The organism is Paenibacillus sp. FSL K6-1330 (genome assembly GCF_037976825.1).
In the GTDB taxonomy this organism is placed as follows: domain Bacteria; phylum Bacillota; class Bacilli; order Paenibacillales; family Paenibacillaceae; genus Paenibacillus_AQ.
Genome location: NZ_CP150269.1, coordinates 464,920 through 478,058 on the forward strand (window position 1 = coordinate 464,920; position 13,139 = coordinate 478,058).

The following is a 13,139-nucleotide window of genomic DNA, read 5'->3' on the forward strand; positions in this document are numbered from 1 at the left end:
GAACAAGTCGAACATAGTAGAGGTGAATTAAGATATGAAACAACCGAATTTTATCGTCGTATATTGCGATGATCTAGGGTATGGGGACCTTGGGTGTTACGGTTCGGAAACCGTGAAAACCCCGCACCTGGACGGATTGGCTGATGAAGGCATTCGTTTTACAAATTGGTATTCCAACTCTCCGGTCTGCTCTCCGTCACGAGCCTCTTTATTGACAGGCAAGTATCCGGTCAGAGCGGGAGTCGGTGAAATCCTGGGGGCGAAGCGCGGCTCCCATGGCCTGCCTGCCGCCGAGGTAACGTTGGCGAAGGCGCTTAAACCCGCCGGCTACAGAACGGCATTGTATGGAAAATGGCATCTGGGTCTGTCAGAGGCAACCAGTCCGAACGCGCATGGGTTTGATGAGTTTTTCGGATTTAAGGCGGGCTGCGTCGATTTTTACTCGCACATCTTTTATTGGGGCCAAGCCCATGGAGTCAATCCCCTTCATGATCTATGGGAAAACGAAACGGAGGTTTGGGAGAACGGCCGGTATATGACCGAACTGATTACGGAACGATCCGTTGATTTCATTAAGCGGTCTCGGGAGCAGAAGGCTCCGTTCTTCTTGTTTACGTCATACAATGCGCCGCATTATCCGATGCATGCACCACAGGAATACATGAACCGGTTTGCGCATTTGCCTTGGGATCGGCAGGTCATGGCCGCCATGATTGCAGCGGTGGATGACGGCGTCGGGGAGATCGTGAAGGCGCTGAAGGAAGCGGGTTGTTATGAGGATACGGTCATCTTTTTCTCCAGCGATAACGGACCGTCCTCCGAGAGCCGGAACTGGCTGGACGGGACAGAAGACGTTTATTACGGCGGGAGCGCGGGGATCTTTCGCGGGCATAAAGCAAGTCTGTTTGAAGGTGGAATCCGCGAACCTGCCATACTAAGCTGGCCGAACGGATTGGAGGGCGGACAAGTACGCGATGAGGTGGCGGCCATGATGGACATCGTACCGACCTTTCTGGATCTGGCGGGCGTCGATCCGGCGGCGGCACCGCTTCAAGGCGTTGCACTGGATGGAAGCAGCCTGAAGGGGATGCTGCGAATGGGCGAGCCGTCGCCGCATAAGCAATTGTTCTGGGAGTATCAAGGCCAACTGGCTGTCCGGGAAGGGAAATGGAAGCTGGTGCTGAACGGGAAACTTGATTTCGACCGCGTGGTTCCGGATCAGGTTCATCTGTCCGATCTGTCCAAGGATCCCGGGGAGCGCTCCAACCTGGCGGACCATTACCCCGAGATCGTGGAACGGCTTAGCCGGGATGTGCGAGCCTGGTACGAGGAAGTGCAAAGTAACGGATCATAAGCGTGGATTAGAGCGAATCATATAAACCTTAGCGATTATGCAAAAAAAAGCCCCGGCATCGGGGCTTTTTCATATATGTTGGTGACAGGTATCAGCAGATTCCGGTAGCTGGGACCCTTAAAAAGGATTCAGCACATGGTAGAACACGTTCGGCGAAGCCATGCGATAATAATGACTGCACCAGCCGACCCCTTTGTGGTTGTCGCGGTTGGTCGTGCTGAACACCAGCCGTTCCTGCTCAAGCTCCTCAATGTTTGCCATCCGTCCCTCAACGTATTCTAGAATGCGGAACGATGCGCTATCCAGGCGGGTGATGACGCCGCCATAGCGGATGTCGATGACCTCCCAGCCGAAGGGCTTGAACATCCGGTGCCACTGCGTGCGGTGGACAATGCGCAGCTCTTGCACGGCTTTGGAAATGGCAGGGAGCACGACCTTGGCCATATGCCTTAAGGTATCGGTGTCCTTGGTGTCATAGGCTTTCTTCAGCAAAATGCCAATCTCGCTTTTGCGTTTGAGGACGGCGCTCAACTTCTCCGGCATATCGAACAGATAGTCCAGCTCGGCGCTGCTATCGCGCTTCGCTCGCAGGTTTTGCTCCAGTTCGGCATAGTGGTTCGAGAGGTCCAGGCCTTCGATCTGTTTGTCGAACATCCCAAGGAGCACGTCCTGATACAGCAAAAATTTCGACGGGTTGCTCTGCTTGGCGTTGTTCGGCTCCTGGCCGGGGATTTCGTCCAGATCCTTAAGCAGGAGGAATGTATCCATATCGATGCCCGTACAGAATTTCACCCGTTCCGCCAACTGAACCGGGGACGGCTTCTGTTCCGAGTAGGCATGCTCGGCATAGAGCTGCAGACCAAGCAGCGCCGCGAACGGATTTCCTTCGTTGCCGTCATCGCCCCACATCGTGGCGTATACCTCGCGGATTCCCTCCTGCTTGCACACTTGAAGCGCAACATCCGAAGCGTTCAGGGACAAACCGTAGTTGACGCCGAAGGTGTTGAAAATCCAGACGGCTCCCGCAAACACGAGGTTGCACCCCAGCGGACGGTGATTGGCGATCAGCTTCTTATAGTCCTCCGGCTCCATGTGGGTATAGTCCCAGTACACCATGTCCACGTCCTTCGGGATGCGGCGGGCCATATCCTCTGGAATCGACGTTTCCTTATCGTAATATGCCGCATCGCCGCCTCCGCCGGCAGCGAGCTTCAGAAACATGTCGCTCCACATCATCGGCTTCAGGCCGCGTTTGCGAACGGCAGCCAGGACTTTGTTTAGATGGGTGATCATGATGTCGAAACGGCTCACATAACCGTTGTGATCCAAATATTTTCCCCGACCAAGCTCCTCCGCTTCGTCCATCCCGATATGAATCTTGTTGCTGCGGAACGGAGCGCTGGCTGCCTCGATCATCCGTTCAATCAGGGAATCTGTCTGCTCGCTGCCGACAAGAAGGGCCCCCTTCGTATCACGGTAATGTTTGATGGGCTCCCACTTCAGAAACTCCTCCAGGTGCGCCAAGGTTTGGATGCTTGGAAAAGCCTCGATGCCGAATTGGTCGGCATAATCGTCAATGGCTTTCAGTTCCGCCTGCGTGTAGCGACCGCGCATATAACCGAAATACGGCTCGCCTTCGATTTGGTAGGTATCCTCCATGTATAACATCACGCTGTTCATTCCCATCAGGGCCATCTTGTTCAGCATGAGTTTGAAGCTGTCCACGGTCAGCACGGCGTTGCGGGACAGGTCGAACATCGGGCCGATCCGGTCAAATTGCTGACGTTCGTGAAGGTGGAACGTATCGCTTTGGCGGCTATGTTGAACCAGCAAGCCGAGTCCCCGGAAAAATTGATGTTTTCGTCCGTAACGAATATAGGCGTGAGTCCGGTCCCTGCCGACCTCCAGATCTCCATCCGACAAGGCTACCTCTACGGGGACTCCGTCCTCCCCAAGCTCTACGCCAAGCTCATCCAGCAGCAGCTGAATGCCGGGCATGACATCCGTAACAACGCCCTCAAAACGAAATTTCATATGAAATCCCCCTGCATCCATGATTTTGCGAACATTAAACATTATATCATTATAATGTTTAATGTTATGGGAATCGTCGTGGGAAATCAATCATTAGTTTGCGAAAGTATGCTTCCAATTCATTTTACTAGAAACAACAATCAGTAACACCTTAAACGGATGAAGCGCGCGTGGAAGGGAATCATTCATTCCGATGGTTGATTCCCTTTATTTGTTAGAGCCAGATCTGATGGTGAGAGTCTCACTTGAGCCGCAAAATAGTTCTTGAAAACAGGCCAAAATGTGGTTGACGGCAAGGAACCTCGATACTACAATAAAGAATGCAAACGTTTCCATTGTAATCGCTTTCATCTATCTTTGTTTCATTCTATATTTCGAACCATTTCTCTAACCATTGTCAGTTATTGTCGTGCTTTACTTGATGGAAGCTCAAACCTATTTATGCAAGCGTTTGCGCAATGATTGGCATTAAAATAGCATCAACTGTACCTAATTCAAGAACCGAAGGAGGTTATTTGTTCATGAGAATGACTGTTTTAAGCAAACGAACGTGGTCCGTCATCATGATTTTTTCGTTGATTTTCTCCATGCTTGGCATTCCGCCATCACCGGCCAGTGCCAATAACGCGCCAAACCAGGTTACGCTGGTAGGAAGTCTGCAATCCGAACTAGGCCATAGCGGAGATTGGGACCCGGCCGCCGCCGCGACAACCATGCACGATACGGGGAACGGAGAATACAGGTTTACCGGCCACTTGCCCGCGGGATCGTACGAGTACAAGATCGCGATTGATGGCAATTGGAACGAGAATTACGGCTCCGCCCATTATTCCAATCCCAGCGGAGCGAACAAGGATGGCAACATCCTCATAACGCTCGCCCAAGACTCCCAGGTTACCTTTTATTACAATCATGGGACCCACCGGATCGCGGATTCTACATACTACGCTCCGATTGAGGCGGATAAGCTTCCCCGTGTGATCGGCAGCTTCCAATCGGGCATCGGCGAAGCAGCCGACTGGTCGCCTGCGGATGCAAGATTAATTATGCAGGATTCCGATTATGACAATGTATACACGGTGACAGCCGACGTGTACGAAGGGGATCATGAGTATCAAATCGCTTTGGGCAGCGATGCGGCAAGCGCGGTTCACCCCGCTAATCGGGAAGCGCTTCAGCTGCCGCAAGATGTGAAGGTTACATTCAGCTATAATGCGAACGATCATGGTGTTGCCGCTCGTTTCACGGTGCCTGCAGATCCGGGAACGCCGGTTCCCGCTAACCATCTGCGCGTCCATTACAACCGGGCAGACGTGAATTACGGCAGCATTGGTCTGTGGATTTTTGATGACGTTGCAGTTCCGTCAGCCAACTGGCCGACAGGCGCAACGCCATTCCCGAGCGGTCAGCAGGACAGCTACGGCACCTTCGTCGACATTCCGCTCAAGGACGGCGCCCAAAAAGTCGGGATCGTCGTTGTCGACCGCATTAGCGGCAACAAAGACGGCGGCGACAAAAAATTTGCCTTAACCTCGCCGGACATGAACGAAGTATGGCTCAAGGAAGGCTCCGATACGGTATATAGCTTTGAGCCTGTTGAGCTGCCGGCAGATACCGTGCGTATCCACTATCAAAGACAGGATCAGAACTACGATCCGTACGGTTTGTGGATATGGGGTGATGATGTCGCTGCGCCTTCGAAAGACTGGCCGACAGGAGCCACCATGTTCCCGGCAGATCAAACCGACCGTTACGGCACTTACGTGGACGTGCCGATGAAGCCGGGGGCCCAGAAGATTAATTTCCTCGTGCTGGATCCGTCCAAGGGAGATGCCGGGAAAGACGGCGGCGACAAGGGTTTTACCCTGATAGACCGATACCAGCATTTGTTTATTAAAGAAGGCGACAATACCGTCTACACATCTCCGCATGGGGAGGTGCCTACGGGGTTAGTCTCGGCAGAGGTATTGTCTCCCGGAAAGCTCCAGCTCGGATTTACGATGACCGATGGTTTGGAAGCGGATATGCTGAAGAATGAGCTGCAGATCAAGGATAAGGCCGACAACACGGTTACCATTCAAGACGTGAAGATTGTCGGAAAAACCACCATCGAAGTGTCGGCATTATTCCAGTTGGATCAGACTCCGCTTAAGGTAACCTACGCCGGAAAAACCGTATCGGCTTCGACCGGCTGGAGAATGCTGGATGAGATGTACGCGTACGACGGCGATGATCTCGGGGCGACTTATCAGTCCGGTGGGGCCGAGCTCAAGCTGTGGGCACCGACGGCAACCGAGGTCACCGCGAATGTGTACAGCAAGGATGATGCAACGCAGTTGATTGGCAATGTAACCCTGCAAAAAGGCGATAAAGGGGTTTGGTCGGTTCATTTGAAACCGGGAGATCTCGGAATTCAGGATTTTAGAGGATATTTTTATCAATACGAAGTGACCAACAACGGTGTGACGAAAGCCGTGCTGGATCCATATGCCAAATCCATGGCGCAATTTAGAGTGAACACCAAAGGTGAAGCAGGACCGGACGGTGATACCGTCGGCAAAGCGGCTATCGTCGACTTGAGTCAAACGGATCCTGCCGGCTTCGGTTTTGCGGACATTCCTGGTTATGAGCAGCGGGAAGACGCCATCATCTGGGAGATTCACGTCCGGGATTTTACGTCGGATCCGACGATTGAGAACGATCTGCATAACGCGACTTGGGGATCCTACGACGCATTCAAAGAGAAGCTCAAATACATCAAGTCCCTAGGCGTTACCCATGTTCAGCTGCTGCCCGTGATGGCGTGGTATTACGGGGACGAAGCTGCCATGAAGAACAGGGAGCTGGAATATTCGGCAAAAGACAATGAGTACAACTGGGGATATGATCCGCACAGTTATTTCTCGCCTGATGGTGCTTACTCCGAGGATCCTACGGATCCGGAATTGCGAATCAAGGAACTGAAAGCGATGATTAACGCCATCCACGAGGCGGACATGGGCGTCGTATTGGACGTGGTATACACCCATATGGCCAAGGCAGAATTCCTGAATGATATCGTGCCAAACTATTATGCCTTCCAGGACGCCAACGGCAATTTCATCGGCGGCTTCGGCAACAACCTGGCAACCAACCATAAGATGGCCGAGAAGCTGATGGTAGACTCCGTGAAATACTGGTTCGACGAATACAAAATCGACGGCATGCGCTGGGACATGATGGGCGACGCCACGTATGAGGCTGTACAGAACGCCTATGATGCCGCAGCCTCCATTAACCCGAACGCTCTGTTTATCGGCGAGGGCTGGGTCACCTTCGGCGGACATCTGTCGGATCCTTCCCTGGCAGGCAAGGGGGCAGACCAGAATTGGATGGATAAGACGGACGACGTCGGCGTCTTCTCGGATGAGTTCCGCAACGAGCTGAAATCCGGCTTCGGCAATGAAGGTGAGCCTAGATTCATTACGGGCGGCGCACGCGACATCCAAACGATTTTCAACAATATCAAGGCCCAGCCTAGCAACACGAAGGAAGATGACCCGGGCGACATCGTTCAATACATTGAAGCCCATGACAATCTGCCGCTGTACGACATCATTGCGCAGTCTATCAAGAAGGACCCTTCGATAGCAACGAATGATCTGGAGATTCATAAACGCATTCGTCTGGGCAACCTGATTACTTTGACTTCGCAAGGAACGGCTTTCCTCCATGCAGGACAGGAATACGGGCGGACTAAGCAATGGCTGGGTCTGGGTGTGCCCGAGCAAAAATATCACGAATTAGAGGACGAGGCGGGAAACCGTTTCGGTTATTTCATCCACGACTCCTACGACTCCTCTGATGCCATCAACATGTTTGATTGGGAAAAGGCAACGGATGAAACCAAGTATCCGGAGAACAACAAGACGCGGGAATATACGACCGGATTGATCGAGTTAAGAAAATCGTCCGACGCCTTCCGCCTTGGCGATCAGTCCATAGTGAATTCGAATGTGACCCTGCTGCAGATTCCCGAGGTGAAAGCGCAGGATCTGGTTATTGCTTATAAAAATAAAGCCACGGACGGAACCGGCACTTATTATGTATTCGTTAATGCCGATAACCAGTCAAGACGATTGACGCTTAGCGAGGATCTAACCTCCGGCACGGTGGTGGTTGATAACGACGAAGCGGGCACGACCGGCGTCAAGGCGAAGTCCGGATTTACGTTATCCTCCGGCTCGATTACGCTTGAACCTCTGACGGCCGTTGTAATTAAAATGAAAGCTAAGATCGATGACGGTGGCAACGGCAGCAACCCTGGCAGTGGAAATGGAAATGGAAGCGGAGGCGGGGGAGCAGGCGGCAATCCGGCGACCGATCCGGGAACGAAGCCAAATCAGGGTCAGCGGATCATCAACGAAGAATCGCTGCGCGGCGGGCAAGAGAAAGTGACGATTCAGCTCGGTGCCGAGGATATCGAAGTTCTCCTGCCGCTGACGGCAGGGGATATTCTGGGGACGAAGCCGTTAGAACTGAAACAGGACGGCGTGATGGTACAGCTTCCATCCGCGCTGCTCAAAGCGCTGCGCCAACTCGTACCGGCCGATCAGGCTAAGGATGCGGTTATCTCGTTTAAGCTGGAGGAGATTGGATCGCAGACGGCTGCCTCTCTTATAGCCAAAGCAGCTGCTTCCGAGAAGGCTAAACTGAAGCAGGGCAGCAAGCTGTATGATTTCCAGCTTTCCGTCCGCACGAAAGATGGCAAGGCATATAAACTGGAGCGTTTCATAGCACCCGCAACGATTGGATTTGCAGTCGACAGCGCCATTCACGGCAAACTGGCCGGTATCTACCATATCTCAGATCAAGGCCAACTGAAATATGCTGGCGGCAAGCTGGTAAACGGGCTGCTGACGGCCGAAGTCAGCCAATTCAGCACATATGCTGCATTGGAATATGATAAATCGTTTGTGGACCTTACCGGCCATTGGGCCGAGCAAGCGGTAAAAGAGCTTTCCGCGAAGCATATTGTAAATGGCACCGGCGATACGAAATTCAGCCCGAATCAGTCGCTGACACGCGCGCAGTTCGCTGCAATGCTCGTTCGTGCCCTGAGTCTTGAAAGTACGCAAGGCACGGCCTTCACTGATGTGGACGGCGAAGCGTGGTATGCTTCGGCGATTGCGGCAGCTTATCAGCATGGACTGGTGAATGGCAGAGGCAAGGACACCTTCTCGCCGAACGCGGCCATCACCCGCGAAGAGCTGGCTGTGATGCTTTATCGTGCATACCGGACCAGGGGGAACGCCTCTTCTTTAGCAGAAGCACCGGACCTGAAGGATAAGCAGCAAATTTCTCCATGGGCAGTCCAAGCGGTGAATGAAGCCTTGTCCCTTGGCTTGATGAAGGGGCAGGCCAATGGCACGTTTACGCCGAATGCCAAGACCACCCGTGCTGAAAGCGCACAAGCCATGCTGAATCTGTTGGACCGACTCTGAAGTAGCACCAGATATTCTTAAGCAAGAATATTAAATCGGGAAAAGAGCCCTGGATAATTCAGTGGCTCTTTTTACCGTCATATGACAGTGTTTTCTTTTTCCTTCCTCATCCGCTTATAAATAGTAAGTATGCATTCCTTGCCTACCGTCAACTCTAGTACGTAGAGTTATATGAGTGGCCTTGGTTGGTTCGTTGATCATTTATAATTTAGAAGTCCTTCAGGCAATCCCTGAAGGACTTTTTTTGTGTCTTTTGTCGCAGAACCATTGGATTATTTATGTAATTTTGATATAGTAACCCTACCTCTATGATCTTGCTTGCCTCGGCTTGGCGCCTCTATTCTTACAACAATTCTCTGCGTTCCACCATGGCTTTCCAGACACGGGACGATCATGCCCGTATCATATTAGCAAGGCGAGTTATCTGATACCAAATGGAATGAATTGTGAATCGGCAGGCCTATCGCGTGAGGAAAATGCATCTAACTTCGAAATGAGACGTAGTATGTGTTATATCCTTCATTTACCTATGTTTTACGGATATTTTAAAAGGCGGTTATAAGTCGAATCAGTCATCGCTCTATAGGAGTAAGGGAGGTGTTAATTCTTGAATGGCTCGAAATCCGTAAAACTGCTCCTGCTTATGGCGGTTATCGCGATCGTAAATATTGTGCTGGTTTCGCCCGGGCTGCTCGGATTCCATATTGGCGGCGATAGCGCCTTCCAGTCGGCATCGGTCATTACCGTATGGATTGTTAGTGTTCTTGCACTCTTTTATGGCAGTTATGTTTTGTTATTCAAGCCTCCGGCTGTGAAGGCGATCCAAACGATTCAGACCCGTGAGGATTACATAGACGCGCTTCATCATTATCGCAACGTGAAAGTGCTGAAGAATGATATCGCCCTTGCCCTGGACCAGTTGGAACGAATCGAGAAAAAGAGAAACGCACTGCTGGATGTCCTGGGTCAGCGTTTTGAGCAAACGGAGCTCAGTTACAAGAAATTCATTGCGGTCATCGATGAGGTTGAGAAGCTGTTCTATCTCAATATCCGAGGGATTCTGAACAAGCTGGGCGTCTTCGCCGCATCCGATTTCAACCGCATGGCCGATCAGCCCAAAGCATCCCAGCTATCCAGCAAGGTGGCGCAGAAAAAAACAGCCTTATACCAAGAGTATCTGGCATACGTGACCGGTTATCTGGAAGCGAATGAAGAAATCATGCTCAAGCTCGATAAACTGCTGCTGGAGATTTCCTTGCTTGGCAGCACCGATTACCGGGATGTGGAGGAGATGCCATGCATGAAGGAAATCGATACGTTAATCAAGCAAACCAAACTATATAAGCAATAAGAGAGGGAGATGATTATGCGAAGCAAAGGGAGTGCCTTTGTCGTATTAGTGGCCATTGCAGTGGTCGTGTTTGTTCTGGTGTATGCGGGGATCACGTTAACCTCCAATCTGGGCAAGAGCCAGTCTGAGGTCGATTCGGAAGGCGCGGCTAAGAAAATCAACAAAATCTACAAGGACATTGTGGTCACGACGGCGGATCCCATAAAAGGCCAAGTCGATCTGGACCCGGTTGCCGTAGCCGACTCTCTGCCCGATATATCCAAGTTTCCGATCTCGGTCGAGAATACGACGGACTTGTATGTTGAGATCTTCTCCTCGCCCGAGAAGGCAGGGCCTGGTATTGACGGTTGGTTGAATGAAGTGGCAGCGGAGTTCAACAACTCCAAGCCGGTGGTGAACGGCAAGCCGGTATCGGTGAAAATCCGTAATATCGCGTCGGGAACCGCAACCGATTACATAACATCCGGAAAGTACGTGCCGGACGCTTTTACGCCTTCTAATGAACTGTGGGGGGAGATGGTTAAGGAATATGGCGTCAAGGCCGAGCTTGTATCCAAGCGCCTCACGGGGAACGTGACCGGCGTTGTCACTCGAAAGGCCAAATACGATGAATTGGTGGAGAAGTACGGCTCCTTGAACGTCAAGACGCTGACGGATGCGATATCGAATAACGAATTGGCGATGGGTTACACAGATCCTTTTGCGAGCTCCACGGGTCTAAACTTCCTGATCACGGCCCTTGAAACGTTTGACAGCTCCGATCTGCTTAGTGAAAAAGCGGTACAGGGCTTCGAGAAATTCCAGGCGAACGTCCCTTTCACGGCTTCGACCACGATCCAGATGCGCGATGCGGCGAAGTCCGGCATGCTGGATGCCTTTGTCCTGGAGTATCAGACCTATGTCAACGCGGCGGACATGAAGAGCGGTTACGTCTTTACCCCGTTTGGCGTAAGGCACGACAGTCCCTTGTATGCGCTCGGGAAAGTACCGAAGGAGAAGCTGGACATCATTAAGAAATTCGCGGCGTTTGTTGGGCAGGACAAATACCAGAAGTTAGCCGACAAAAAAGGGTTCAATGGTCTTAACGATTATCAATCCGAGCTTGAAGTTGTCGACAGCAGTCTGCTGCCTTCTGCGCAGAAGCTTTGGAAAGAGAAAAAAGATGGCAACAAGCCGGTTGCGGCTGTGTTTGTAGCGGACGTGTCGGGAAGCATGGACGGCGAGCCGTTAAACCGCCTCAAGGAATCGCTGTTGACCGGGCAGAAATATTTGGGCCGGGACAACAGTATCGGCTTTGTATCGTATTCCACGGATGTCACGATTAATCTTCCGATCGGCAAGTACGACTTGAATCAGCAGTCGATGTTTGTCGGGGCGATCAACAGCCTTGAAGCCAGCGGGAATACCGCGACCTTTGACGGCATTGTGGTGGCAATGAAGATGCTTCAGGACGAGATGGCGGCGAATCCGGACGTGAAACCTCTGATTTTTGTGCTGAGTGACGGGGAGACGAACGTTGGGCACTCCCTGGATGACATCCGGGAACTGATCAAAGCGTATAAAATCCCAGTATACACGATCGGCTATAATGCCAACATTCAGGCGCTCCAGAGCATATCCAGCATCAATGAAGCAGCCAGCATCAACGCGGATACCGACGATGTCGTATACAAAATCGGCCAGCTGCTGAATGTGCAGATGTAGCAGCATTACAAGCGTTTTTCACATATAACGAAATGGTTCACACAAGAAACTTGTAGGAGGGGTTATATTGTCATTTACGATGGAAGTCATTAGTCCCGAAGAGATTAAGACGGCGATTGAAGAGCAGGTGAAGCCTGAGCCGGAAGAAGTCACGCAGCTGAAGGAGCTGGCGGCTAACAATGTGCAGGCCATCATGGAGCTGGATATCGAATCGCTCGAGAAGCGAAGACAGGTGCTGCAATCCATCGAGAGCTTTGGCATCAGCTCGATGAGATCCTCCTCGGAGAAGAATGCGCTTCTGCAGGTTCAGGTGGGAAGATTATCGAAAACCGGGGATGAAGGCGGTCAAGTGGCCAAAGGGTTAACGGAGCTGCAGCTGCAGCTGAAGGATTTGGACCCGAGCGTTGTGGATTTTGCGAAAAGCGGGCTGCTGGGCATGGTGTTTAACCCGCTGCGCCGATATTTTGCCAAGTTTCAAAAGGCGGATGCCGTCATTTCAGATATCATCATTTCTCTTGATAAAGGCAAAACCGTATTAAAGAACGACAACACCACGCTGGAGATTGAACAGCAAACCCTCCGTGAGCTCACCAAAAAGCTGCAAAAGGAAATTCAGCTGGGCATGCTCATGGACGCAGAGATCGAATCCCAGGTCGAGGCGGCCAAAATGCGGCAGGAGTCGGAGGATAAAATCCGGTTTATTACCGAAGAGGTGTTGTTCCCGCTGCGCCAGCGCGTGATGGACCTGCAGCAGATGCTGGTCGTAAACCAGCAGGGGATTATGGCGATTGAAGTGGTCATTCGGAACAACAAAGAATTAATTCGCGGCGTAGATCGGGCGAGAAACGTGACGGTAACGGCGCTGAAAATCTCGGTCACGGTGGCTAGTGCCCTGTACAACCAGAAGATTGTCCTGAAGAAAATCGAGCTGCTGAACGAAACCACGAACAATCTGATCAGCGCTACCTCCAAAATGCTGAAGGATCAAGGTGCGGCAATCCACAAGCAGTCGCTGGAAACGAGTATCTCCGTCGATACCTTGAAGCAAGCGTTCACGGATGTGCTGTCGGCGCTCGATTCCATCAGCACTTACAAGCAGGAGGCGCTCCCGCGGATGCGTGAGACGATCCATCAATTCAGTGAGCTGGCGGTAACAGGCGAGCAGCAGATCCAGCGCTTGGAGCGGGGGCAGAAGCTGGGACTGTAGGTTTGG

The 13,139-nt window shown here is 51.9% G+C and carries 6 protein-coding genes; 5 read left to right on the plus strand and 1 reads right to left on the minus strand.

Going from position 1 to position 13,139, the window contains the following annotated elements:
- The first annotated feature begins 34 nt into the window (after positions 1-34).
- Positions 35-1,354 carry a sulfatase-like hydrolase/transferase gene (locus NYE54_RS02070; protein ID WP_339269660.1) on the plus strand — a complete coding sequence of 440 codons (1,320 nt, stop codon included), beginning with the start codon at positions 35-37 and terminating at the stop codon, positions 1,352-1,354.
- Positions 1,355-1,471: 117 nt separating this feature from the next.
- Here NYE54_RS02070 and NYE54_RS02075 read toward each other — a convergent pair whose 3' ends face one another.
- Positions 1,472-3,388: a beta-N-acetylhexosaminidase gene (locus NYE54_RS02075; protein ID WP_339269661.1), complete on the minus strand. Its 1,917-nt coding sequence runs from the start codon at positions 3,386-3,388 to the stop codon at positions 1,472-1,474.
- A 521-nt stretch (positions 3,389-3,909) separates the two neighbouring features.
- On the opposite strand from NYE54_RS02075, the gene NYE54_RS02080 reads away from it, so the two are divergent.
- The 4 genes from NYE54_RS02080 (at position 3,910) to NYE54_RS02095 (ending at position 13,133) form a co-directional block, all read left to right on the plus strand.
- The gene (locus tag NYE54_RS02080; protein ID WP_339269662.1) at positions 3,910-8,871 is read left to right on the plus strand and encodes a pullulanase; all 4,962 of its coding nucleotides are present in this window, start codon (positions 3,910-3,912) and stop codon (positions 8,869-8,871) included.
- A 607-nt stretch (positions 8,872-9,478) separates the two neighbouring features.
- A complete protein-coding gene (locus tag NYE54_RS02085) occupies positions 9,479-10,222 on the plus strand; it encodes a hypothetical protein (RefSeq protein ID WP_076322511.1) in 744 nt (247 codons plus the stop codon).
- 15 nt (positions 10,223-10,237) lie between these two features.
- Positions 10,238-11,926, plus strand: coding sequence for a VWA domain-containing protein (locus NYE54_RS02090; protein ID WP_339269664.1), 1,689 nt, complete (start codon positions 10,238-10,240; stop codon positions 11,924-11,926).
- 67 nt (positions 11,927-11,993) lie between these two features.
- Positions 11,994-13,133, plus strand: a complete 1,140-nt coding sequence (locus NYE54_RS02095) for a toxic anion resistance protein (protein WP_339269666.1) — start codon at positions 11,994-11,996, stop codon at positions 13,131-13,133.
- The last annotated feature ends 6 nt before the right edge of the window (positions 13,134-13,139 follow it).

What these genes read in the sequence shown, in the direction of transcription:
- NYE54_RS02080 (WP_339269662.1), top strand. Translation starts at nt 3,910, where the DNA reads ATGAGAATGACTGTTTTAAGCAAACGAACGTGGTCCGTCATCATGATT.
- NYE54_RS02070 (WP_339269660.1), top strand. Translation starts at nt 35, where the DNA reads ATGAAACAACCGAATTTTATCGTCGTATATTGCGATGATCTAGGGTAT.
- NYE54_RS02075 (WP_339269661.1), bottom strand. Translation starts at nt 3,388, where the DNA reads ATGAAATTTCGTTTTGAGGGCGTTGTTACGGATGTCATGCCCGGCATT.
- NYE54_RS02090 (WP_339269664.1), top strand. Translation starts at nt 10,238, where the DNA reads ATGCGAAGCAAAGGGAGTGCCTTTGTCGTATTAGTGGCCATTGCAGTG.